This is a genomic window from Bradyrhizobium lablabi (genome assembly GCF_900141755.1).
In the GTDB taxonomy this organism is placed as follows: Bacteria; Pseudomonadota; Alphaproteobacteria; order Rhizobiales; family Xanthobacteraceae; genus Bradyrhizobium; species Bradyrhizobium lablabi_A.
The window spans coordinates 5642236-5666458 of sequence record NZ_LT670844.1; the positions used below are offsets into that span (position 1 = coordinate 5642236).

The 24223-nt window shown below is 63.0% G+C and carries 25 protein-coding genes; 16 read left to right on the forward strand and 9 right to left on the reverse strand.

Going from position 1 to position 24223, the window contains the following annotated elements:
* Window positions 1–34 precede the first annotated feature (34 nt).
* From B5526_RS26400 to B5526_RS26460, 12 genes are all read left to right on the forward strand, one after another.
* Window positions 35–859, forward strand: a complete 825-nt coding sequence (locus B5526_RS26400) for an outer membrane protein (protein ID WP_079545402.1) — start codon at window positions 35–37, stop codon at window positions 857–859.
* Window positions 860–953: 94 nt separating this feature from the next.
* Window positions 954–1544 carry a glutathione S-transferase family protein gene (locus tag B5526_RS26405; RefSeq protein ID WP_079542754.1) on the forward strand — a complete coding sequence of 197 codons (591 nt, stop codon included), beginning with the start codon at window positions 954–956 and terminating at the stop codon, window positions 1542–1544.
* 18 nt (window positions 1545–1562) lie between these two features.
* Window positions 1563–2033 carry a GNAT family N-acetyltransferase gene (locus tag B5526_RS26410; RefSeq protein WP_079542755.1) on the forward strand — a complete coding sequence of 157 codons (471 nt, stop codon included), beginning with the start codon at window positions 1563–1565 and terminating at the stop codon, window positions 2031–2033.
* Window positions 2034–2208: 175 nt separating this feature from the next.
* Window positions 2209–2367, forward strand: coding sequence for a type II toxin-antitoxin system RelE family toxin (locus B5526_RS39140; protein ID WP_244562065.1), 159 nt, complete (start codon window positions 2209–2211; stop codon window positions 2365–2367).
* A gap of 9 nt (window positions 2368–2376) precedes the next feature.
* Window positions 2377–2799, forward strand: a complete 423-nt coding sequence (locus tag B5526_RS26420) for a helix-turn-helix domain-containing protein (RefSeq protein WP_079542756.1) — start codon at window positions 2377–2379, stop codon at window positions 2797–2799.
* Window positions 2800–3035: 236 nt separating this feature from the next.
* Window positions 3036–3242 (forward strand): hypothetical protein, encoded by a 207-nt coding sequence (locus tag B5526_RS26425; RefSeq protein WP_079542757.1) that lies wholly within the window; start codon window positions 3036–3038, stop codon window positions 3240–3242.
* A 79-nt stretch (window positions 3243–3321) separates the two neighbouring features.
* On the forward strand, window positions 3322–4494 hold the full coding sequence (locus B5526_RS26430; RefSeq protein ID WP_079542758.1) for a phosphoserine transaminase: 1173 nt from the start codon (window positions 3322–3324) through the stop codon (window positions 4492–4494).
* A 252-nt stretch (window positions 4495–4746) separates the two neighbouring features.
* Complete coding sequence (locus tag B5526_RS26435; RefSeq protein ID WP_079542759.1) at window positions 4747–5523, forward strand: enhanced serine sensitivity protein SseB C-terminal domain-containing protein; 777 nt, start codon at window positions 4747–4749, stop codon at window positions 5521–5523.
* 8 nt (window positions 5524–5531) lie between these two features.
* On the forward strand, window positions 5532–7121 hold the full coding sequence (gene serA / locus B5526_RS26440) for a phosphoglycerate dehydrogenase (RefSeq protein WP_079542760.1): 1590 nt from the start codon (window positions 5532–5534) through the stop codon (window positions 7119–7121).
* Between the two features lie 257 nt (window positions 7122–7378).
* A complete protein-coding gene (locus B5526_RS26450) occupies window positions 7379–7723 on the forward strand; it encodes a hypothetical protein (protein WP_079542762.1) in 345 nt (114 codons plus the stop codon).
* Window positions 7724–7884: 161 nt separating this feature from the next.
* Window positions 7885–9543 (forward strand): mucoidy inhibitor MuiA family protein, encoded by a 1659-nt coding sequence (locus tag B5526_RS26455; RefSeq protein WP_079545404.1) that lies wholly within the window; start codon window positions 7885–7887, stop codon window positions 9541–9543.
* A 97-nt stretch (window positions 9544–9640) separates the two neighbouring features.
* Window positions 9641–10477: an enoyl-CoA hydratase-related protein gene (locus tag B5526_RS26460; protein WP_079542763.1), complete on the forward strand. Its 837-nt coding sequence runs from the start codon at window positions 9641–9643 to the stop codon at window positions 10475–10477.
* 17 nt (window positions 10478–10494) lie between these two features.
* Here B5526_RS26460 and B5526_RS26465 read toward each other — a convergent pair whose 3' ends face one another.
* A complete protein-coding gene (locus B5526_RS26465; RefSeq protein WP_079545407.1) occupies window positions 10495–11466 on the reverse strand; it encodes an MBL fold metallo-hydrolase in 972 nt (323 codons plus the stop codon).
* Between the two features lie 127 nt (window positions 11467–11593).
* On the reverse strand, window positions 11594–12637 hold the full coding sequence (locus tag B5526_RS26470) for a C-terminal binding protein (RefSeq protein ID WP_079542764.1): 1044 nt from the start codon (window positions 12635–12637) through the stop codon (window positions 11594–11596).
* Between the two features lie 235 nt (window positions 12638–12872).
* Between B5526_RS26470 and B5526_RS26475 the strand changes: the two genes are divergently transcribed.
* Both B5526_RS26475 and B5526_RS26480 read left to right on the forward strand, forming a co-directional pair.
* Window positions 12873–14558 (forward strand): methyl-accepting chemotaxis protein, encoded by a 1686-nt coding sequence (locus B5526_RS26475; RefSeq protein ID WP_079542765.1) that lies wholly within the window; start codon window positions 12873–12875, stop codon window positions 14556–14558.
* Window positions 14559–14725: 167 nt separating this feature from the next.
* Complete coding sequence (locus B5526_RS26480) at window positions 14726–16411, forward strand: methyl-accepting chemotaxis protein (protein WP_079542766.1); 1686 nt, start codon at window positions 14726–14728, stop codon at window positions 16409–16411.
* A 4-nt stretch (window positions 16412–16415) separates the two neighbouring features.
* On the opposite strand, the gene B5526_RS26485 is transcribed toward B5526_RS26480, so the two are convergent.
* Both B5526_RS26485 and B5526_RS26490 read right to left on the reverse strand, forming a co-directional pair.
* Window positions 16416–17342, reverse strand: a complete 927-nt coding sequence (locus B5526_RS26485; RefSeq protein ID WP_079542767.1) for a DMT family transporter — start codon at window positions 17340–17342, stop codon at window positions 16416–16418.
* A 114-nt stretch (window positions 17343–17456) separates the two neighbouring features.
* Window positions 17457–18302, reverse strand: coding sequence for a metal-dependent phosphohydrolase (locus B5526_RS26490; protein WP_079542768.1), 846 nt, complete (start codon window positions 18300–18302; stop codon window positions 17457–17459).
* A 140-nt stretch (window positions 18303–18442) separates the two neighbouring features.
* On the opposite strand from B5526_RS26490, the gene B5526_RS26495 reads away from it, so the two are divergent.
* On the forward strand, window positions 18443–18844 hold the full coding sequence (locus B5526_RS26495; RefSeq protein ID WP_079542769.1) for a DUF1330 domain-containing protein: 402 nt from the start codon (window positions 18443–18445) through the stop codon (window positions 18842–18844).
* Window positions 18845–18985: 141 nt separating this feature from the next.
* On the opposite strand, the gene B5526_RS26500 is transcribed toward B5526_RS26495, so the two are convergent.
* Window positions 18986–20020 (reverse strand): cobalamin-independent methionine synthase II family protein, encoded by a 1035-nt coding sequence (locus B5526_RS26500; protein ID WP_079542770.1) that lies wholly within the window; start codon window positions 20018–20020, stop codon window positions 18986–18988.
* Window positions 20021–20022: 2 nt separating this feature from the next.
* Entirely contained in the window at window positions 20023–20655 is a 633-nt protein-coding gene (locus B5526_RS26505) for a TetR/AcrR family transcriptional regulator (RefSeq protein WP_079542771.1), read from the reverse strand.
* 78 nt (window positions 20656–20733) lie between these two features.
* Between B5526_RS26505 and B5526_RS26510 the strand changes: the two genes are divergently transcribed.
* Window positions 20734–21138: a hypothetical protein gene (locus B5526_RS26510; RefSeq protein WP_079542772.1), complete on the forward strand. Its 405-nt coding sequence runs from the start codon at window positions 20734–20736 to the stop codon at window positions 21136–21138.
* 11 nt (window positions 21139–21149) lie between these two features.
* On the opposite strand, the gene B5526_RS26515 is transcribed toward B5526_RS26510, so the two are convergent.
* The 3 genes from B5526_RS26515 to B5526_RS26525 form a co-directional block, all read right to left on the reverse strand.
* Complete coding sequence (locus B5526_RS26515) at window positions 21150–22346, reverse strand: alpha-hydroxy acid oxidase (protein ID WP_079545409.1); 1197 nt, start codon at window positions 22344–22346, stop codon at window positions 21150–21152.
* Window positions 22347–22385: 39 nt separating this feature from the next.
* Window positions 22386–23309, reverse strand: a complete 924-nt coding sequence (locus B5526_RS26520) for a DMT family transporter (RefSeq protein WP_079542773.1) — start codon at window positions 23307–23309, stop codon at window positions 22386–22388.
* Window positions 23310–23819: 510 nt separating this feature from the next.
* Window positions 23820–24212, reverse strand: a complete 393-nt coding sequence (locus tag B5526_RS26525) for a hypothetical protein (RefSeq protein ID WP_079542774.1) — start codon at window positions 24210–24212, stop codon at window positions 23820–23822.
* Window positions 24213–24223: the final 11 nt, after the last annotated feature.

A 24223-nucleotide genomic window follows, 5' to 3' on the forward strand; every position in this document is an offset into this window, starting at 1 on the left:
GGCGCCAAGTCAGGTGTTCGATGGAGCGTTTGCGATGCGTAGACTTCTGCTGGCGGCGGTGATGTTCGGAGCAGTGTCCGGTGCGCAAGCAGCCGACATGCCCGACCTTCCGATCCTGCGCGGCGCGTACACCGACGGGTTGTCCAGCCCGCGTGTCAGCTGGCAGGGTTTTTACGCCGGCGTACAAGGTGGCTTCGGCACCTCCGACATGAATTTTACCGGCGCAACCTCAAGCGTGGCATCGCACCTGTTGGCCAACACAGCCATTGAGGCCTCGGGCGGCGTTTCACAGTGGCCGGTAGGGGGTAAGGTTTCGGTTCATGGCAACGGCTTCGGCGGCTTCGCCGGCTACAACAGCCTATGGGACGAGATCGTCCTTGGCGTTGAGTTCAGCTACCTGCATGGCAAGTTCGGCGGTACCCAGACCGACAGCATGGGCCGCATCTTCAAGGACGCCAACGGCACCACCGACAGCGTGACCTATGAAAGCATTGCGGCGATGCGGATTTCCGACATGGCAACGCTTCGCGGCCGCGCCGGCTATGCGGTCGGCTCGTTCCTGCCCTATGCCTTCGGCGGCGTCGCGCTCGGACAGGCCGACATTATCCGGACCGCCCATATTTTCGGGACCCAGTTCAATGCCAATAATCCGATTGGCTTCCAGAACATCCCGTTCGACCTGATCGCGACGGACTCGAAAAACAGCCACTTCATTTATGGCTATACCGCCGGGCTCGGCGTCGACGTGCAGCTGATATCCTGCCTGTTCCTGCGCGCGGAGTGGGAATACGTCCGCTTCACCTCCTCGATCGACACCAACGTCAACACGGTCCGGGTGGGTCTCGGCTATAAATTCTGATCGAAGGCGGCTTCGCGAAACCTCGTGCGCCCCCGATCCTGTTGACAGAATTCCGTTCCGCTGCTGCTCTGTCCTCCTCGTGTGAGGGCCGACCATGAAAATCTACGGCGACAGCAATTCGGGCAATTGCCTGAAGGTGAAATGGGTCTGCGATCACCTCGCGTTGCCCTACACCTGGATCGAGCTCGATACGCTCAAGGGCGAGACCCGCACGCCTGAGTTTCTCAGATTGAACGGAGCTGGCCAGGTGCCGACCGTCGTGCTCGATGATGGCCGCACGCTGGCGCAGTCCAATAGCATCATTCGATACCTAGCCCGCGGCAGTGACCTCATCCCCGCTGATGCTTACGACGTAGCCAAGATGGACGAATGGCTGTTCTGGGAGCAGAACAGCCACGAGCCGTTCGTGGCCGGGTGCCGCTTCCAGATGGTCTATCTCGGCAAGCCGGTGTCCGATCTCGATCCGGACAAGATCAAGCGTGGCTATTCCGCGCTGGCGCGGATGGAGCATCATTTGGCAACCGCACGGTTCTTCGTTGGCGACCGTCTTTCCCTCGCCGACGTCGCGCTCTTGGCCTACACGCGGCTGGCGCATGAGGGCGGCTTTCACATCGACGGCTACGCGGCGGTGCGGCGCTGGATCGGCGAGGCCGAACACTCGCTTGGCCTGCCGCCGGCGCGCTAGGGACTATTGGAATCATCCATGACCGCGATTTCCCCTGTCACCATCCGGCGCGCCCGCCGCGGCGATGTCGGTATCATCGTCGGGATGCTGGCGGACGATCCGCTCGGCAGCGCCCGCGAGCGGCTCGAGGATCCGCTGCCGCCGTCTTATTTCGCCGCCTTCGACGCGCTCGAAAGCGATCCGAACATCAACCTCGTGGTCGCGGAGGATGCTGACGGTACCGTGGTGGGCTGCCTGCAGCTCTGTATCCTGCCGGGACTGAGCTCGCAGGGCGCCTCGCGCGGCTTGATCGAGGACGTCCGCGTCGCCGCGCATTGCCGCAGCCGCGGCATCGGCGAGCAATTAGTGCGATGGGCCGTCGCGCAAGCCCGCGCCAAAGGCTGCAAATTGGTCGAGCTGCTTACGCATCACAGCCGCGTCGATGCGCAGCGTTTCTACGAGGGGCTGGGATTTCAGCCGAGCCATGTCGGGATGACACTGCGGTTTTGACCGATCGCAAAGTGCGACAAAGAAGGTTTGGAAATATCTCATTCGGAGATTGATTTTTATATCTCTATATGAGATAAATTGGCGATGAAATCGGTTCTGTACACACGAACCGCGGCGACGGCCCTGCGCAAGCACGCCAACCGGGCGAAGTTGATTCGGAGCAAAATCAGGCAATATGCCGGGCGATGCATCATCGCAGGCCAACAATGTGAAACCGTTGGTCGGGGTCGATGCGAAGCGCTTACGGGTTGGCGACTTCCGCGTGATCTTCACCGAAACGGCCGACACCATTACCGTCCTCGATATTGGCCCGCGCGGCGGGATCTACGAATAGGAGCAGCCCATGCCCGTGATGACCAAGAGCCCGAAGGGCGATGATATCGTGATCCTCTCCCGCAAAGAGTACGATCGGCTACTCGTCGCCGCCAATGAAGATGTTACTGACGCAGCAGTTGCCAAAAAGGCGATAGCACGCAACGAGGAAACACTAAGCGAAGCCGAGGTGGATGAACTGCTTGCCGCCAGGACGCCGCTCGCGTTCTGGCGCAAGAAGCGCGGCTTGACGCAGGCGGATTTGGCGAAGGCTGCCGAGATCGCTCAGGGTTTTCTCTCTGAAATCGAAAACGGCCTCAAGACAGGAGATGTCGCGGTACTTCAGCGGATTGCGATCGCTCTTGAAATTTCGCTTCTCGAACTGGTGTCGGACCTTCCTCGCGGCAAGCGCAAACCGGGTATCAAGCTCAAAATCGACAAGCGCCGGAAATGAAACTACGCATCTGGCTGGGATTTCAGCCGAGCCACGTCGGGATGACGTTACGATTTTGAAACAGGTCCGTTCATCCGGCTTGTCCGGTGCGCCTTGCGCCGATTGCGAAACGCGTTTTGCCATTCATTCCGGTTAACGCGCGATAAACTAACGAGCCATCCGTAATTTTTTGTGCGGAACTATCCGTGAGAGAATGACGTATCCCGTCGGGCTCGGGTGGCTTCGGGGATTTCCAGATGAAAAATTATACGATCGTCAGGATCGGCAACGAGTACGTCGTGCAGGCGAACGAAAAGAGCGTCCTGAAGATCGCAAGCAGGCGCCGGGCCGCAAGGCTCGTCACCGATGCGGCGGAGCTTCTGGATTCGCAATTGGCCCCGCCGACCGCGCCCGAGGCGGAGGTCGAACCATCAATCGCGCGTGATCCTTCCGAAGTTCCTTGACGATTCCGGCCGATTCCCTTAATGACCGCGGCGGGACACCTCCCCCCAACGGGAGGCTTACTATCTGGAAGGATAGATCATGAGTGCTGCGAAGCCCGCATTGCGGCCGAGTGTGCCGCATTTTTCATCCGGCCCCTGTGCCAAGCGCCCCGGCTGGAACGCCCAAAATCTCAAAGACGCTGCGCTAGGCCGTTCGCATCGCGCGAAAGTCGGCAAGGCCAAGCTCAAGCTCGCGATCGAACTGACGCGCGAAGTGCTTGAAGTCCCTGCGGGTTACCGGATCGGCATTGTGCCGGCCTCCGATACCGGCGCGGTCGAAATGGCGCTGTGGTCGCTGCTCGGCGCGCGCCCCGTCACCACCATCGCCTGGGAATCCTTCGGCGAAGGCTGGGTCAGCGATATCGTCAAGGAATTGAAGCTCAAGGACGTCACCAAGCTGCACGCGCCCTATGGTGAAATCCCCGATCTCTCCAAGGCCGATCCCGCCTCCGACATCGTCTTCACCTGGAACGGCACCACCTCCGGCGTCCGCGTCCCCAATGCCGACTGGATCAGCGCTGATCGCGAGGGCCTCACCATCTGCGACGCGACCTCGGCGGCGTTCGCGCAACCGCTCGATTGGCAAAAACTCGATGTGGTGACCTTCTCCTGGCAGAAGGCGCTGGGCGGCGAGGCCGCGCACGGCATGCTGGTGCTCTCGCCACGCGCGGTGGAGCGGCTGGAAACCTACAAGCCGGCCTGGCCACTGCCAAAGATCTTCCGCATGACCAAGGGCGGCAAGCTCAACGAGGGCATTTTCGAGGGCGAAACCATCAACACGCCGTCGATGCTGTGCGTCGAGGATTATCTCGACGCGCTGAACTGGGGCAAATCGGTCGGCGGCCTTAGAGCGCTGATTGCGCGCGCCGACGCCAACACCAAGGTGCTCGCCGACTGGAAGGCGAAGACGCCATGGATCGATTTCCTGGCGAAGGATCCGGCGATCCGTTCCAATACCTCGGTGTGCATGAAAGTGGTCGATCCCGCCATCACCTCGCTGACGCCGGACGCGCAGGCCGATTTTTCCAAGAAGCTGGTGGCCTTGGTCGAGAAGGAAGGCGCCGGCTACGATTTCGCCCATTACCGCGATGCGCCGGCGGGTCTTCGCATCTGGTGCGGCGCCACGGTGGAAGCCAGGGACGTTGCGCTTTTGACGCAATGGATCGACTGGGCGTTTGCCGAGACAAAAGCCGCGCTTCCGAAGGCCGCGTGAGTTTTCTTATCTAACCTCTCCCCGTCCTTCACGGGGAGAGGGCCTGCCCTCGGGCTTGACCCGAGGGTCGGCGCACCCGGATCGGCGCTTTGCGCCGTCCGAGCACAAGCTCCGCGCCGGGGTGAGGGGCTCTTGGGCTCCGCACCCTGCTGATAGATGCCCCTCACCCCGACCCTCTCCCCGTAAGAACGGGGAGAGGGAGAAGAGATTGCTCCCGAGGCTTTTGTTGCACCCAGGGCTCACAGGCCATCCATGTTCGAACCCGAGAACGATATTGAGCGCATGCTGATGCTTGCATCGGCGGAGCCGGCCGAGCGGCCCGGCTTTGCGCGCGCGCTGATGGATGCGGAAGTTTTCCTGGTGCTGGTTCCCAAAGGGGGGCCGATCGTTCCCGGGCCCGATGGCAATGTCACGATTCCCGAGGGGACAAAACTGACGCTCCCGAGTGCTGTACGCGGCGAAGAAAAGCTGATCCCTTTTTTCACTGCACCGTCGCGGGCGCGCGCATGGTTCAGGGGCGATCACATCGTGGCGCCGGACCGGACGCGCGATCTGTTCGGCCGCTATCCGGACGCGCCCTTCGTGCTCAACCCGGACTCCGACTACGGCAAGCATTTTACGCCGCAAGAGGTGAAGTTCATGCTGGCCGGTCATTTCGAGGACGGCCCGCAGACCATCACGACGAAAGCACCGGAGCAGGTGCTGCTCGGCCATCCCAAGGAAATTCCCGATGCCTTGATCGCAGCACTCGGCCGCGAACTCGACGCGGTCAGCTCCGTGCGCGGCGCGTGGCTGATGCTTGCGTCGCGCGCCGGCGAGAGCGAACAGAGCTGGATGCTCGGCGTCGACCATGACGGCGCATGGGAGGACGTCCGCGCCGCAATCGGCCGCGCCCTTGTTGGCGATGTGCTGAAGGGGCGAATGCTCGATGCTATGCCGCTCGACAGCAGTTCGCTGTCGTCCACCTTGCGTACAGGAATTCCCATCACCGCCTCGGAACGAGGCTTCCTCAAAAAGCTCTTCAGGTAGACCACCAAATGACAAAACCCAAAGTCCTCATTTCCGACGCCCTGTCGCCCGCCGCCGTGCAGATCTTCAAAGATCGCGGCATCGACGTCGATTTCCAGCCCAATCTCGGCAAGGACAAGGAAAAACTCGCCGAGATCATCGGCAATTACGATGGCCTCGCCATCCGCTCCGCCACCAAGGCGACCGCGAAGATCATTGAGAAGGCAAGCAAGCTGAAAGTGATCGGCCGCGCCGGCATCGGTGTCGACAATGTGGAAATCCCTGCCGCTACCGCGAAGGGCATCATCGTGATGAACACGCCGTTCGGCAATTCGATCACGACCGCCGAACATGCCATCACGTTGATGTTGGCGTTGGCGCGCGAAATTCCGCAGGCCGATGCCTCCACCCAAGCCGGCAAATGGGAAAAGAATCGCTTCATGGGAGTGGAGATCACCGCCAAGACATTGGGCATCATCGGCTGCGGCAACATCGGTTCGATCGTTGCCGACCGCGCGCTCGGATTGCGCATGAAGGTGATCGCCTTCGATCCGTTCCTGTCGCCGGAACGCGCCAAGGACATCGGCGTCGAGAAGGTCGATCTCGACGATCTCTTCAAGCGCGCCGATTTTATCACGCTGCATACGCCGCTGACCGAGAAAACCAAGAACATCATCGACGCCGCGGCGCTGGCGAAAATGAAGAAGGGCGTCCGCATCATCAATTGCGCGCGCGGCGGTCTGGTCGACGAGCAGGCGCTGGTCGATGCGCTCAATTCCAAGCATGTCGCGGGCGCCGCCTTCGACGTGTTCATCGAAGAGCCGGCGACGTCGAACGTCTTGTTCGGCCATCCCAATGTAATCTGCACGCCGCATCTCGGTGCCGCCACCACGGAAGCCCAGGAGAATGTCGCGCTGCAGGTGGCCGAGCAGATGTCCGACTATCTCTTGAGCGGCGCGATCTCGAATGCGGTCAACTTCCCCTCGATCACGGCGGAAGAGGCGCCGAAGCTAAGACCGTTCATTGCGCTCGCCGAGAAGCTCGGCTCGTTCGCAGGCCAGCTAACCGAAACCGGCATCCTGAAGGTGCAGATCACCTATGAGGGGCATGTCGCGGAAATGAAGATCAAGGCGCTGACCTCGGCGGTGCTGTCGGGCCTGCTGCGTCCGATGCTCGGCGACGTCAACGTCGTCTCGGCGCCGGTTGTGGCCAAGGAGCGTGGCATGGTGGTCGATGAGGTGACGCGCGCGGCGCAGAGCGACTACGAAAGCCTGATCACCGTGGCGGTGACAACGGAGCGGCAGGAGCGCTCGGTCTCCGGCACCGTCTATCACGACGGCAAGCCACGGCTCGTCGACATCAAGGGCATCCGGGTCGATGCCGAGTTCGGCAAATCGATGATCTACGTCACCAACGAGGACAAGCCGGGATTCATCGGCCACTTCGCTAGCCTCCTCGGCGACGCCAGGATCAACATCGCCACCTTCCATCTCGGCCGCAACAAGCCGGGCGGCGACGCCATCGCGCTAGTCGAGATCGATGGCGCGGTGCCAGCGGACGTGCTCGCCAAGGTGCAGGCCCTGCCGCAGGTCAAGCAGGCCAAGGCTTTAACGTTTTAAAAGGCTTTAACGTTTTAAGCCGCTGGTGTTTTGGGGCGCCGGCGCAGCGGTGGCCTTCATCCTTCGAGACGCGGCCAAGGGGCCGCTCCTCAGGATGAGGTGATAGACCCTCATGGTGAGGAGCGCGGCAACGCCGCGCGTCTCGAACCACGAGGCCGTGGACGCCCGTCCCCCACCGTCATGCTCGGCGTGACGTGCCTCACATAGCGGATTGCGCCTTTGCGCTAGTTTCCCGGCATCAAACGCCGGAGACAAACATGCGCAAATTCATCCTGATATCCGTTCTGGTTCTGGCATCGGCAACGGCTCAGGCCGGTCAGTCGAGGAGCCTGATCGTCGCTGCCAACGATACGCCGAACTCCGGCGAGCGAATTGAATCGGCCCAGCCCGAACCGGCAAAGGCCGACGTCGCGCCCGACGCTTCCAAGCCGGTCACGGACGCCGCCAAGCCGGTCACCGAGGTTTCCAAGCCTGCAACAGAGGTTGCGAAACCCTTGAAGGCGGCTGCTTCCAAGCCCACGCACAAATCCTACGATCGGAATTACGCGAGTGAGGAAGCCCGGGCGCGCAGCATTGCCGCGCGATACGGCGTCTCCTGGTAATCCCTGACATTTTCCCGAAGCCGGGCCGGCCGCGGCCGGGCCTCGGCGACGCCTTACGGAAACCTCAATCGAACCGGTTCCTTGGTCACAACGTCTCACACACGGGGGCGTTACGCTTTCGTGCGTCTCGACGAGACGTGGGATGCTTGCCGGAGGAAATCATGCGCAGTGCCAGGAATTGCCTTGTAACGACGAGCCTTGCCGTTCTTATCGCGCTTGCCGCGATGCCGGCCAAGGCGGTCAATATCGAGGCGACATTGGCCGTCGATGCCGTCACCGTCTATCCGGACGGCGCCAGCGTCACCCGCGTCATCAATGTCGAAATTCCCTCCGGTGACAATAGCGTGGTGCTGAAGGATTTCCCGCTGACGCTCGAGCCTTCTTCGCTGCGGGTGGAGGGCGAGGCCTCCGAAAAGCTTACCATCGGTACGGTCGATACGCGGCCGCCGCGCGCCGCGCCGCCCGTCAATCTGCCTGAACTCGATAAGCGCATCGAGGCGCTGAAGGACGAGCGCGCCAACCTGGAGGGCGCGATTGCCGCCGCCACCGCGCGGCGCAAATTCGCCGAGCGTTTTGCCGAAACCTCGCCTGTGGGAATTGGCGAGAAGGGCGAGGCGCGGCCCGTCGCCGAATGGCGTGCCGCCTTTGCTGCGGTGGCGGAGGAGGTTGCGACGGCGGACGCAGCCATTCGCGACGCCGAGCGCAAGCAACGCGATATCGACCGGGAAATTTCAAGGCTGGAATCGGATCGCGCGATCAAGCCGCCCAGCCGGCTGGAGGTCAGGATCGATCTCGCGGCGGCGGCTGCGACCAAGGCGACGCTGCGGGTAAGCTATGCCGTGCGTGCCGCGCGCTGGACGCCGCTCTATGACCTTCGTCTCGACACTGGTGCCAAGGATCGCAAGCCCGCGCTCGAACTGGTGCGACGGGCCGAAATCACCCAGACCACGGGAGAGGACTGGTCGGACGTCGGCTTAAGCGTTTCCACCGTGCGCAGCGCGCGCGGCGGCAGCGCGCCCGACCTGAATTCGCTGATCGTGCAATATCCGCAAGCCCCGCGCCCGCCGGCTTCGGCTGCGGGTGCCGTCTCGGAAATGACGAAGTCCCGCTCGATGGAGGCGGCGGCCCCGCCTGAGCCGCCGGCAAAGCGCGCCGAGGAGCAGCAGGCCACCGCTGAAGTCAGCGGCTTCCAGGTGGTGTTCAAGATTCCCGGCCGCGTCAGCGTCGGCGCCAGCGAGGGCGCCAAGAGCCTGCGCATCGCGACCGCGACCATCGCGCCCGATCTCACCGTGCGCTCGGTGCCGGTGATCGACCCGACCGCGTTCCTCGAAGCAAGTTTTAAGCAAGCCGAGGACGCGCCGTTGTTGCCGGGCCGGACCGCGATCTATCGTGACGGCGTTTTTGTCGGCCGCGGCCAAATGGCGGCCACCAGCAAGGACGAAACGGTACGGCTCGGTTTCGGTGGCGATGACAAGGTCAAGGTCGAGCGCTCCGTCGTCAAGCGCAACGAGGGATCGGCGGGCCTGATCGTGACGACGTCGAAGACCGACGAGCGCGCGTTCAAGACCGTCATTCGCAATGGCCATGATTTCCCGATCAAGATCGCGATCCAGGATCAATTGCCGGTCAGCGAGAATGAAGACATCCAGGTCGAAATGCTGCCGTCGACGACGCCGCCGACCGCGACCAATCTGCGCGACAGACGCGGCGTGCTGGAATGGGCATTCGAGGCCAAGCCGGGTGAGACCAAGGATATTTCGTTCGCATGGCGGGTGCGCTGGCCCAAGGACAAGGGCATCATCATGACGCCGGCCGGATGACGGATGCGCGCTGACTGAACGATGACTTCCTCTCCGATCTCAGGCATTAAAGGCCGAGGGCCGCTTTAACAGGCCAGAGATCGGGAGGAAGCAAGCAATGTCTTATCAGCATATTCTCGTCGACGATCCACGGCCGCGCGTGCGGCAGATCACGCTCAACCGTCCCGAAAAACGCAATGCGCTGAACAACCGGCTGCGGGCCGAAATTTTTGAGGCGCTGGAAGCGGCCGACCGCGACGGCGATGTCTCGATCACGATCCTGCGCGGCGCCGGCCCGTGCTTTTCCGCCGGCTATGATCTGTCATCGGACAATTCGGTCGATCAGCCCTATCACTCGGCGGCCGGGCCGGGCCAATGGTCGCGCCATGTCGTCGAGGGCTGGTTCGCGATCTGGGATCTGGCAAAGCCCGTGATCGCGCAGGTGCACGGTTATTGCCTGGCCGGCGGCACCGAGCTCGCAACCGCCTGCGATATAGTCTACGTCGCCGACGACGCCCAGATTGGTTATCCGCCGGTGCGGCTGATGAGCCCGCCGGACATGCAGTATCATCCCTGGCTTGTCGGCATGCGCCGCGCCATGGAGCTGATGCTGACCGGTGACGCCATGTCCGGGCGTGAGGCCGCCGAATGGGGCTTTGCGACGCGCTCGTTTCCGCTTGACGAGCTCGAGCAGCGCACGCTCGATTTCGCCGAACGCGCGGCAAAAGTGCCGGTCGAGTTGCAGCAGCTCAACAAGCGTTCGGTGCATCGCGCGATGGAGATCATGGGCGCCCGCGCCGCGATGCGCGCCGGCACCGAAATCCAGGCGCTGGCGTTCACCACGGAAGCAAGCCGCGCCTACATGTCGACGTTCCGGCGCGACGGCGGCAGCGTCAAGGCGCAGCTCGACCAGCGCGACCAAACATTCGGGGATTATCGGACGAAGAAGCCGTGAAGCTCTTCCAGCCGCGATCAGACGCCTTCGTAAACCAGCCTGGTGAAGAAGCCGGGATCGATGACGAACTGGCCCCATTTCGCATCGAAAGCCGCGGTCGGCTTGGCCGCGACGGTCTCGTCGCGCGACTTTCCCTGCTTTTTTAGCGCTGCGACGTTGTCGCGGATGGCGACAAGCATGTCGCGGAACTCCTTGAGTTCGGCCTTGTTGCTGACCGGCTTGCCGTGTCCGGGAATGATGATGCTGTCGTTGTTCGTTGCAGCCAGATTGGCGTCGGAGGCCGCGATCATGCCGTCGATGCTGCCGCCGGTCGAATAGTCGATGAACGGATAGATGCCGTTCCAGAAGGTGTCGCCGACATGGATGATGTTGGCTTCCGCAAAGGTGACGGAGATGTCGCTATCGGTATGCGCAGGGCCGTAATATTTCAACGCGATCGACGCGCCGTTGAGTTTTAGGTTGTGCTCGGTTGCGAAAACGTCGCTCGGAATTCCGCCAGCCGATAGCGGAAGGAAATTGTAATCCCAGTCTTCGACACGCTGAACATCGGAGAGATGCTTGCGTGTATTCTGTTGAGCGATGATCTTGGCGCCGACCGAGTGCAGCCATTCGTTGCCATCGGCATGGTCGAAGTGCCAGTGGGTGTTGACGAGATGGGTGACGGGATCGGGGCCGAGATCGGCGAGGGCTTTAGTGATTTGAGGGCGCGACACCGCGATGCCGGCGTCGATCAGCACCTTGCCGTCGGGTCCCGTGAGGACAGCCACGTTGCCGCCGGAGCCCTCGAGGACGCTGATATTGTTGCGCAGCTTGTAGGTGACGATCGGCGATACCGCGGCACTGTCCTTGATCAGGCTGACGAGGCCGCGCGCCTCGGCGAACGCCTCGGGCGGCGTAAGCCAGCCCCCGGTGGCGGCGAAAGCCGCGCCACCCAGGCAGCACAGGCAAAAATGTCGCCGCGACAGCGGATTTTGCTTTGAAGAATCCACGACGTCCTTCCTTTCCAAGGCAGCGAGGGACTGTCTAAGCGGATGGAAGCCCCCTTCCTAGGCGGTTTAGCAGTTTTGGATGAGCGGCAGTCCGTCGTTTCAAGTCGCCGTCACAAAGGACGCCCCCTCAGCTGTTCGGGCCGCGCTCCATGCTGACAGGTTGCCAGCGCCGCAGCGCGGTAGATTGCAGCACCGACGGGTTGACGCAGCTCACCGGCCAGAGGCCGGACAGCACGAGCGACAATTCGTAGCCGACGCGACGTTTGCGCGCCTCGTCGAAGCGGGCCGACGCTGAGGCGACATGGGCCGTCAGCGTGACATTCTCCATGCCCAGCATCGGGTTGTTGTGGGAGGGCGGCTCCTTCTCCAGGACGTCGAGGGCGGCGTGCGCGATCCAGCCTTCCTGTAAGGCCTTGATCAGCGCCTCTTCGTTCACGGTCGCGCCGCGCCCGGTATTGATGAAGATCGCGCTCGGCTTCATCTGCCTGAAATGGGTTTCGCCGAGCATGTGATGCACTTCGGGGCGCGCCGGCGCGTGCATCGAGACGAAATCGGATTGCGAGAGCACCTCCGACAGCGTGGCCGGCAGCACGCCATGGTCGGAAATCAGCGTCTCGGCGATGAAGGGATCGTAGGCCATCATCCGCAAGCCGAACGGCGCCGCGCGTTTTGCCACCGCGCGCGCCACGCGTCCGAACGAGATGAAGCCGAGCGTCTGCCCCATCAATCTCGGAATCTTCAGCAGCGCCGGGCGGCCTTCGGCCCAGCGGCCTTGCCGGACCATCTTGTCCTGCTCGACCAGGCGGCGAAATCCCGAAAGCAGCAGCATCATGGCGTGGTCGGCGACTTCCTCGATAAAAGTGTCGGGGATGTTGGTGACGGGAATGCCGCGCGCGGTGGCGGCCTTGACGTCGACGCTGTCGACGCCGACGCTGCCAAGCGTGATGACCTTGCAGTTTTCCAGCGCATCGATGATGGTTTTCGAAATCGGCATGCCCTTGGCGTAGATCGCGTCCGCTGTCCTGGCGGCGGCGATGAATTCCGCCTCATTGGCGGGCGCCTCGATGATCTCGGCGCCGATCGGATCGAGCGCCTCTTTTTCATAGCCATACCCGCTGCCGGCGACCGTGAAACTCGCGCCTTTCGGCGTCACCACCCTGAACTTCGACATTTACTGCTCCCGAGTTGAAATTTCGGTGTTGTGCAACTGCGACGACCGCCGCGCTCTCCCCATTCAGCGTCCTGATCAGCTCTCGGCAGAATCCCGGGCCACCCTAAAACGGCTGCTTCAGGTACTTCTACGGAGCGGCCCGGAACTTCGTAACCAAACCCTAAGGGGTTAACTATACCGTGTCGCCAATCATTCCGCCAATCGCGCTCGCGCTTAGACCCCCGGAGATGACACCGTGAAGCTGAACAATCTGACGATTGCTCCAAAACTCGGCATATTGGTCGGGGTAACGCTGATCGGCCTCTGCATTGCCGGCGTTCTCGCGGGCTATCTGATGCAGCAGGAAATGCTGAACGCCCGCATCGACCAGGTTCACTCTATCGTTGATATGGCGCGCAACATGGCCGCAGGGTTGCAGAAAGAGGTCGAGGCCGGAAAGCTCACCAAGGAAGCCGCGATGGCCGAATTCGGCCGCCGGGCCAACGCCATGACCTACGACAACGGCAGTGGCTATCTGTTCGGTACCAACTATGACGGCATCACGGTGATGTCGCCCGATCCGAAACAGATCGGCACCAACCGCATGGACGTGGTAACCAATGGCCGGATGCTGTCCCGCGAATTGATGGAAGGCGTCAAGTCCAAGGGCGAGATACTGCTGTTCTACGAATATGTGAAACCCGGCGAGGTAAAGCCGATCCGCAAGGTCGGCTACGCCGTCGCCGTCCCCGGCTTTAACATGTATCTCGGGACCGGCGCCTATCTCGACGATATCGACACCAAGCTGAAGCCGATCATTTGGACGCTCGGGATTGCGATCCTCATCATCGGCGTGATCTCGAGCGGCATCGCCTGGCTGATCGGGAGCAGCATCAGCCGTCCGCTCGGCCAACTCGGCAACCGGATGCGGGCGCTCGCCGATGGCCAGCTCGAGGGCGACATTCCAGGCGTCGGGCGTGGCGATGAGGTCGGCGCGATGGCCTCGACCGTCCAGATCTTCAAGGACAATGCCGTGCGCATCAAGGGACTGGAAAAGGCCGAGGCCGAGACGCAAGGGCGTGCCGCGGCCGAGCGCCGCGCGGCGATGGAAAGCCTCGCCAATGATTTCGAACGCAGCGTCAACGGCATCGTCCGTTCGGTGTCGACGGCAGCCGCCGGCATGCAGACCACGGCGCAATCCATGACCGCGACCGCGAGCGATGCCAGTGCGCGCGCCGCGACCGTCGGCGCCGCCTCCCAGAGCGCGTCGAACAATGTCGGAACGGTTGCCGCAGCGGCCGAAGAACTGTCAAGCTCGGTTGCCGAGATTTCCCGTCAGGTGACGCGGTCGAGCGAGATCGCGAGCAAGGCGGTCGGCGATGCCGAGCGCACCAACGCCACCGTCCAGGTGTTGTCCACGGGCGCCGAGAAGATCGGCGAGGTGGTAAAATTGATCCACTCGATCGCAGCCCAGACCAATCTGCTGGCGCTGAACGCGACCATCGAAGCGGCGCGTGCCGGTGAGTCCGGCCGCGGCTTTGCCGTGGTCGCCTCTGAGGTGAAGGCGCTGGCCAACCAGACCGCCAAGGCGACCGAGGAAATCTCCGCCCAGGTGGCGGCGATGCAGACCTCCACCAGCGACGCGGTGCAGGCCATCAGCGGCATCACCGAAACCATCGCGCAGATGAGCGAGATCACGGTCAGCATTTCGACCGCGATCGAGCAGCAGGGCGATGCGACCCGCGAGATCGCGCGCAACATCCAGCAGGTGGCGGCGGGGTCGAGCGAGATCAGCGCTCACATCGGCGGCGTCACCCAGGCTGCTTCGGCGACCGGCACGGCGGCGACCGACGTGCTCACCAACGCCCGCGAGCTCGACAACCAGTCCGGCATGCTGCGCAGCGCGGTCGACGGATTTTTGGCCAAAGTCCGCGCCGCGTAATTCCGTATCCCGCAACGGCGCCGGCGCTGCGCAGCGCCGGTTAGCATCCCCTCATGCGCCCGGCAGTTTCCGGCGCGGCGGCGCACCATAGTAACCAAGCGCTAAATGGTATCGGTGTAGCGTGTCGTCATTGACGAATCGCCCGCACAACGCCCCGGAGACATCCCGTGAAGCTGACCAATCTGACGATCACCCCCAAGCTCGGCATTTTGGTGGGAGCAACCCTGATCGGCCTCTGCATCGCCGGTGTCCTCGCGGGCTATCTGATGCAGCAGGAAATGCTCAACGCCCGCATCGACCAGGTTCATGCCATCGTCGACATGGCGCGCAACATGGCCGCAGGGTTGCAGAAGGAGGTCGAGGCCGGCAAGCTCACCAAGGAAGCCGCGATTGCCGAATTCGGCCGCCGCGCCAATGCCATGACCTACGATCATGGCGAAGGCTATTTGTTCGGTACGACCTACGACGGCATCACGATCCTGTCGCCCGATCCCAAGCAGATCGGCCAGAATCGCGGTGACGTGCTGGTCAATGGCAAGGCGGTCGCCCGCGAATGGCGCGAGAACGTCATGGCCAAGGGCGAGCACACCATGTTCTATGATTATGTGAAGCCTGGAACTGAGCATCCGCTCCGAAAGGTCGGTTATTCGGTCGCGATCCCCGGCTGGAACATGTATATCGGCAACGGGGCCTATATCGACGATATCGACGCCAAGATGAAACCGATCATCTGGACGCTCGGGATTGCGATCCTCATCATTGGCGTGATCTCGAGCGGCATCGCCTGGCTGATCGGGCGCAGCATCAGCGGTCCGCTCGGTCAGCTCGGCAACCGGATGCGGGGACTGGCCGATGGCGAACTGGCAGGCGACATTCCAGGCGTCGGGCGTGGCGACGAGGTCGGAGCGATGGCTGCCACCGTCCAGATCTTCAAGGACAATGCGGTGCGCATCAAGGGGCTGGAAAAGGCCGAGGCCGAGACCCAGGGGCGCGCCGCGGCGGAACGCCGCGCGGCGATGGAAAGCCTTGCCAATGATTTCGAGCGCAGCGTCAACGGCATCGTCCGTTCGGTGTCGACGGCGGCGGCTGGCATGCAGACCACGGCGCAATCCATGACCGCGACCGCGGGCGATGCCAGTGCGCGCGCCGCGACCGTCGGCGCCGCCTCCCAGAGCGCGTCGGACAATGTCGGAACGGTTGCCGCGGCTGCAGAAGAACTGTCGAGCTCGGTGGTCGAGATTTCCCGCCAGGTGACGCGCTCCAGCGAAATCGCGAGCAAGGCGGTGAGCGATGCCGAGCGCACCAACGCCACCGTGCAAATCCTGTCGACCGGCGCCGAGAAGATCGGCGAAGTGGTAAAACTGATCCACTCGATCGCGGCCCAAACCAATCTGCTGGCGCTGAACGCGACCATCGAAGCGGCGCGTGCCGGTGAATCCGGCCGCGGCTTTGCCGTGGTCGCTTCTGAGGTGAAGGCGCTTGCCAACCAGACCGCCAAGGCGACCGAGGAAATCTCCGCCCAGGTGGCGGCGATGCAGACTTCCACCAGCGACGCGGTGAAGGCCATCAGCGGCATCACCGAAACCATCGCGCAGATGAGCGAGATCACGGTCAGCATTTCGACCGCGATCGAGCAGCAGGGCGATGCGACCCGCGAGATCGCGCGCAACATCCAGCAGGTGGCGGCGGGGTCGAGCGAGATCAGCGCTCACATCGGCGGCGTCACCCAGGCTGCTTCGGCGACCGGCACGGCGGCGACCGACGTGCTCACCAACGCCCGCGAACTCGACAACCAGTCCGGCATGCTGCGCAGCGCGGTCGACGGATTTTTGGCCAAGGTCCGCGCCGCGTAGGGCATCAGGGCGCGGCCGACGCCTGCCGCGAGGCGATCACCACGCCGGCGAGCACCAGCACATAGCCGACCAGGTGAAACAACCGCGGCTGTTCGCCGAGCAGCAGGATCGCCATCGCCGAGCCGAACACCGGCACCAAATGAAAGAACGGCGCGGCGCGGTTCGGCCCGATCAGCGCGATGCCGCGGTTGAAGAACAGATAGGCCAGCGTCGAGGGAAAGATCACGACATAGATCAGCGTCGCGATCGTCAACGCATCGAACTTCAGCGTTAAACCGGTCGCGTATTCCCAGACCGAGAACGGCAACAGCAGCAGCGCGCCGCAGCCGGTGGTAAACGAAATCAGGGATAATTGATGTGTCTTCGGCCGCCGCGTCATCAGCGCCGCATAGAGGCCGAACGCTACGAGCGCGCCTCCGAACATCACGTCGCCCTTGTTGAACTCGATGCTGGCAAGGGCTCCGAGATCGCCGCGCAGGATGATGGTGAGCACGCCGATCAGCGAAATCGCGATGCCGGCGAGTTGCGCCCAGGTCAGGCGCATGCCGAACAGCGCCAGCGACCATAACGCCACGAACAGCGGGCCGGCCGACTGGATCAACAACGCGTTCAGCGCCTGGGTATATTGCAGCGCCCAGTAGGACAGCGCGTTGTTGATGGCAAAGCCGGTCGCCGACAGCGTCACCATCAGTGGAAGATGGGCGCGCAACGCCGGCCAGTCGCGCTTGAGGTGCGGCCAGGCGAACGGCAGCAGCATGAAGAACGCCCCGATCCAGCGCACGCAGGACAGCGTCATCGGCGGCACATGGCCCGCGACATAGCGCGCCAGCACGATATTGCCGGCCCAGAACAGCGAGGTCAGGCTCAGGAGCAGATAGGGCTGGTTGTCGAGCCAGTGAAGCGGAGAATGGTGCGGGGTCTTGTAAAGCAATGCGCTACAATCGGGTCGTTGGAGGCTGCCGCACGTTGTGCCTGAATTATCCGTCGCGACAAGGCATCCCAAAAGATTGGTGCCATGCGGCGGCGCTTGCGCGGCGTTCGCGCGCTATTTCTGCGGTCCCGACAGCGAGATATCGCGCTCGGCGCGGAAAACATTGCTGTAGAGATTGGCGATCCACTGCCGCCCGCTCGAGGTGACATTGAGATAGCGGATCGCGGTCTGCACATGCGGCGCCACGCTGTTCCAGTAGAATTGCGGGTAGAGATTGACAAGGTCGGCGGGCGATGAATAGCCGAGCTGCCGGTTCAGCCCGGCCTCCTCGAATTCGTAATAAAGCGCATTGGCCTTGCGAATATAATGCGGGTCGCCGAGCTGGCCGATCAGGTCGGCCGCCCGCAACAACGCCGCCTCCTCGTCGCATTCCTCGCCTTCGCTGGGAAAGCTCGATGGGAATCGCGTCCCCTCGACGGCGCGCGCGATCCGCTGCTTGTCCAACAGCGCCACGCCCTCGAGGCGCTCCATGACGAACATCTTGGAACGGTCGACATGGTAGGGCAACAGTGCCGCGTCCGACGAGCCGCGCGGCAGGGTGATCTTGCGGCCATCGGCGTCGACCAGATAGCCGTCCTTGTCGTCATCCCGGAACACGCCGCGGACATAGCCGATGTCGTGGGTCAGGCAGGCGATGATCACATGGGCATAGTCTTCGGCCGGCATGTGGGTGTGCAGCGCGCGTCCGCGCAGGATGTCGTGCCCCGCCAGCGTCACCAGCATGGTATGTTCGACATTGTGATAGAGCGCGTCGCTGTTTCCGATGCATTCGATCGCGATCCGCGCGATCGAAGGCACCATTTCGACCAGAGGCGCCTGCGACGACCCGAACCGGCGGCGCATGTAACTGGCGAGGAATTCACCCAGCGCGTCGGCTGCAAGCTCCGGAACGGTAATCATTGCCGCTGCCCCCGAACGTTGCGCGCGCACCCGCAAGCCGGCCGGGCCGCACAGCTTTTCAGGATAGCGCTGACGTGTGACACCATCGTTGCGGCCATCATGCGCAAAGGGGTACCCTCAGTACCCAACAAGGAGCGGCCATGGGCGTGGATTTATTGAATATCGAAGGGCTGAAGGCGCTGGAGCACCAGGGGCCGGTCGTGATGGTGAACCTGATGCGGTTTCGCGACCGCTCGCTCGACGGCGACGGCAGCGGCTGGGACGCCTATTTGCGCTACAGCGCCCTGACCGTGCCGATGATCAAGGCGCGCGGCGGCACGCTGTTGTGGACCGGCGACGCCAAGACGGTCGCGCTCGGGGCACAGGACGGCCAGCAATGGGATTATCTGGCGCTGGTGTATTATCCCTCGGTCGCAGCCTTCATCGACATGATGACATCGGCCGACTACGAAAATCTCAGCGATCCGCACCGCCGCAATGGATGCGCCGAGCATGTGATCATTGCGACTGCTGAGGCCTACAGCAAGTTCAAGATCGGGTAGGACCTCATCCTGAGGAGCTTGCGAAGCAAGCGTCTCGAAGGATGGACGCAGCGCATGGACTCGCGGCCATCCTTCGAGACGCGGCCGACGGGCCGCTCCTCAGGATGAGGGTTAGTATTTGCGGCTCGACAAATGCTCGAGCTAGCTCAATTCCTTCCGCACCATCGCCGCAGCATCGCACATCGCCTTGAGCTTTCCGAAGGCGATGTGGCGCGGCATGTATTTCATGCCGCAATCGGGGGCGGGAATGAGCCGGTCGGCTGCGACATATTTCAGGCCGTGCCGGATACGGTCGGCGATAATGTCGGCTGTTTCGATCTCGGGGTTGCCGAGATCGAGCACCCCTAACATGATCGTCTTCGACGACAATTCCTTCAACACGCCGAGATCGAGTTTTGGTTGCGCCGCCTCGATCGAAATCTGTTCGGCGCGCGTGTCGGCAAGTTCGGCGAGAAACGAATAGCCGGAAGGTTTGGTCGAGCCCGGCACCACGGCGGCATAGCCAAAACACAAATGCACCACGGTCGGCACCGTGATGCCGTCGAGCGCGCGGTTGATCGCCTTTACCGCATAGCGTTTTGCCAGCTCGGGATTGTTGCGCACCCAGGGCTCGTCGAGCTGGATGACGTCGGCGCCGGCCTTTTGCAGGTCGAGCGCTTCCGCGTTGACGGCTTCGGCAAACGCCATCGCCAGCTCCTCGTCGTCCTTGTAAAACTCGTTCTTGGCCTGCTGGCTCATGGTGAACGGGCCGGGCAGGGTGATTTTCGCCGCGCGGTCGGTATTGCGGCGAAGGAACTCCATGTCGCGCAACTCGACGGGGTGTGTGCGGCGTATTTTTCCAACCACGCGCGGCACCGGAGTCTTGTGTCCCGACTGCGACGTGATAACAGCGGGATTGTCGATATCGATGCCTTCGAGCGCAGTGGCAAAACGGTTCGAATAGCTTTCCCGGCGAATCTCGCCGTCGGTCACGATATCGATGCCGGCGCGCTCCATGTCACGGATGGCGACGATGGTCGCATCGTCCTGGGCTTCCTCGAGATGTTTCGGCGGAAGCCGCCACATCTCGTGCATGCGGGTACGCGGGACCGATTTCGAGAGCATGGCGCGATCGACCAGCCATTCCGGCTGCGGATAGCTTCCGACAACCGTCGTCGGCAACAGATGCTTTGGCATATTCACGATGCTCTCCTTGTTCGCGTGCCTGACAATAGCGGATCAAGTGCGCTGCGGCAGGCGAATTTTACGAGTTCGCACACCCCATCGAGCGAGCGATCCTGGCTCAGCATGGCGAACGTCGCGAAGCTCGTGAGGGCGAAGATCATGTCGACGGCGTCCTGCCGCGCGCGAGGCGATGCCGACTTCGCGGCGATCCGCTTGACCAGGACGTCGAATGCCTTGCGGCGGCGCTCGTTGCGCTCGAGCAAGGCTTGCGCGAATTCGGGGTCGGTCGCCATCGCTTCATGCAGCCGGCCCATCGCGGGATCCCGGTTCCAAAAGGCGCAAAAAATCTCGACCAGTCGGTCGAGCGCGGCGCGCGGATCCGGCATCGCCATCGCGTCGGCGATCTCGGTGAGGCCGCCCTGTCGCGCGATGTCATCGAACACGGCTTCGAGCAATCCTTGCCGCGAGCCGAACTGATGATAGACGGTCAGCCGCGTTACGCCTGCCGCTTTCGCCACCGCGTCCAGCGAGAAGCTGGCGATGCTTGCATTCCCGCGCAGCAACCCCGCCGCGGCTTCGATCACGCGATCCCGCTTGGCTGCCGCTGCAGCCGTCCGCACGGGACTCAAATAGGGGCGGGTCGACATGCCGGCCTCTCGCCATGGTTTTGACGAATTAGATATACATATTGTATAATCAATTACACCCCGTCCTGGAGCGATGCCATGCAGATCGCACTCATCATAGCCTTGTCACTTCATATCCTCTCCGCCGTATTCTGGGCGGGGACGAGTTTTACACTGGCCCGAACCGGCGGCGCCGGCGGTGAGCAGCTTTTCCGCCCACAGATGGGCGCGGCTATGATCGCGGTTCTGACCGGCCTCTATCTGGCGCATCTGGTCCATGGCGGCGCATTCGGCCCGACCGAACAGGTGCTGGCGGTGGGCGCGCTCGCCGCGCTGATCGCGGCAGGGGTTCAGGGCGCGATCGGCGGCCGCGCAATCAGAAGCTTGCGCAATGGAAAAGCCGACGAGACATATGTGCGCTCGCGCATCGCGACGGCCCAGCGTGTGGCAGCCGCGCTGCTCGCGGTGACAGCCGTGTGCATGGGAGCGGCGCGCTATGTGTGAGGTGTTTCCGGCTAAAACCGGCGAACCAGGTCGGATGAAATTTCGCCGATGCTTCGGATGCCGAGCAGCGCCATGTCGCGATCGATCTCGTCCTTGAGCAGCGTCAGCGCGCGCCGCACCCCGGCTTCGCCGCCGGCGACAGCCGCGAACAGGAACGGACGGCCGACGAAGACGAACTGGGCGCCCAGCGAGAGCGCCTTGAGCACGTCGGTGCCGCGCCGGATGCCGCCGTCGAGCATCACAGTCATGCCGTTCGCTTGCGCCGCAATCTCGGGCAGCGTGCGCAGCGCCGACATGGTGTAGTCGAGCTGGCGGCCGCCATGATTGGAGACGATCACGCCATCAACGCCGGACTCGCGCGCGATCCGTGCATCCGCCGGCGCGATCAGGCCCTTGACCACGAGCTTGCCGTTCCAGCGGCGGCGGATCAGTTCGACATGCTTCCAGGCAAGCTGGTCGCGCTTGCCGATATTGCGCATCAGGTTTTGCGACAGCACCGGCGGCCCGCGACTGGCGTCCATGTTCTCGAAATGCGGCATGCCATGGTTGGTCACGGTGCGCATCCAGGTTCTGAACAGCCAATGCGGATGGGTCATGACAGCAAAGGCGACGCGCGGGGTGATGGCCAGCGGCACCCGAAACCCATTGCGGATGTTGTTCTCGCGGTTGGGCGGCACCGGGACGTCGGCGGTGACGACAAAGGTGTCGTAGCCGGCGGCGGCGACGCGGTCGACCAGCGGCTCGATGCGGGAAGGGTCGCCCGCGAGATAGGCCTGGTACCAGGCCGCGGGATTCTCGCGCCGGACCTCTTCCAGCGTGATCAGCGATGACGCGCTCAGGATCATCGGCAGGTTCATCGCGGCCGCCGCGCGTGTCAACACCACATCGCCCCGGTAGGCGCAGAGCGCCGCCGACCCCATCGGCGGAATGCCGAACGGCGCTGCATAGGTCTTGCCGAACAATGTTGTGGTCTGCTCGCGGCCCGAGACATCGTTCAAGACCCGCGGGACAAATCCGTATTCGTCGAACGCCCGCCGGTTGTCGCGAACCGATGCATCGGTCTCGGCGCCGCCGGCGATATAGCCGTATAGAAATTTCGGCAGCAGGCGGCGGGCGGTTGCTTCGAAATCGTCCAGCGAAAGGTAGCGCCGCAGCGTGCGCGGAACAGCGCTCGCGGCGCGTTCCACCACCGTCGGCGGGGAGGTCATGGTTGACGTCTTGTCATGCATGTCGGAGGGCGATCCGTCTCATTGCTTTCGCGACGCGATGAAAACCCCGGTCAGCACCAGCGCAAAGCCGATAACATGAAACAGCTGGAGCCGCTCGCCGAGAAAGAAGATCGCCATCACCGATCCGAATACCGGCACCACATGAAAAAACGGCGCGGCGCGGTTGGCGCCGATCAGCTGCACGCCGCGATTGAAGCACAGATAGGCGAGCGTGGAGGGAAATACCGCGACATAAAACAGGCTCAGCAGATTCGCCGTATCCAGTTGCATCACCGGACGCGTGAATAGTTCCCAGATCCAGAGCGGTATGAGGCACGCCGAGCCGCAGCCGAAGGTGAAGGCGACGAACGACAGACCACTGATCTTCGGACGCTTCAGCGTCAGCACCGAATAGAACCCGAAGATCGCGAGCGCTATCGTGAAGATGATGTCGCCTTTGTTGAACCGGATGCTGGTGAGCGCGGAGGGATCGCCGTGCAGCAGGATCACCAATACGCCGGCCAGCGACAATGCGATCCCGCAGGCCTGCGCCAGCGTCAGGCGGACGCCGAGCAGGATCAGCGACCATACCGCGACGAACAGTGGCCCCGCCGACTGCAGCAACAGCGTGTTCAGCGCCTGGGTATGTTCGAGCGCCCAGTATTGCAGGGTGTTGAAGGCGCCGATGCCGGTGACCGAAAGCACGATCATGGTGACAAGGTGGCCGCGGATCGCGGCCCAGTCGCGCTGGAGATGTTTCCAGGCGAACGGGAGGATGATGAAAAACGCGATCGCCCAGCGCAGGAATGACAGCGTCACCGGGGGAATATGCCCGGCGGCGAGGCGGCCGACGATGGCATTGCCGGCCCAGAACAGCGCGGTGAAGGAGAGCAGCAGATAAGGCTGGTTGGCGATCCAGCTGCCGGGGGAGGCGGCGCCGGAGGTTTGCTCGGATGCGGACATAAGGCGGTCGTTTCGGCCCGGGTTCATAGCGCCGCGGCCCCGCCCGGCGTGATGCCCCGGGCCGGAATCTGTTCGCCCGGCCCGCCTCACAGACACGGATTTTCGCGGCACTTCAACGGCGCAGGATGCATCGCCACCATGCGCCGGGGCCAATCGCTTTGTCGTTGCGGCGCAGCGAAACGGAACAGGGCGGCGGCCGTCCAGGACTATGGCGATCGAACGCGACGCTCTAGCGGTCACCGGTTGTGGGTGGCGCGCGGGCGGAATGGCGGATGTGTGCGGGAATCACAAACTCATCGGCCGCCGTGCGCGCGGCGTAGCCTGGATTTCGCTGCGCTCCATCCGGGCTACGCCGCTCTTTCCCCCGTCATTGCGAGGAGCGCAAGCGACGAAGCAATCCAGCTTTCGTACCGTGGATGAAAAGCTGGATTGCTTCGCGGAGCCTGTCATCGGGCGACGCTTCGCGCCGACCCGGTGGCTCGCAATGACGGTGGGTGTTGGCGCCCGCCGCTACCCGGCGTCGCCGCGGTTGGCCTGGCGCTTGACGATCTGTTCGGCGAGATGAACCAGCAGGCGTTTTGTGTGCTGGTCCCTCAATTCGTGAAACGACCGCAGCAGGCGCAATTCGAGCAGCGAGTGCAGCGAGCCGAGCGGCTCAGTGCAGGCCGGATCCTGTTCGTACTTGGCTGCTCTCGCCTCCTCGCCGCGAAAGAGATCGAGCGGCAGGTCGAGCGCTTCGGCGACCTGCATCAGGCGGCTGGTGTCGGCGCCGTTCGATCCATTGCCGTCTTTGCAGGTGAACGCAGCCTCGAGCACTTCGGCAAGGTCGCTTTGCGAAAGCCCGATCGCCAGCCATCGCGCCTTCACCAGCCGATCGATATGCCCGTCCGTTGCGTTGCCCATTGCCTCGCTTA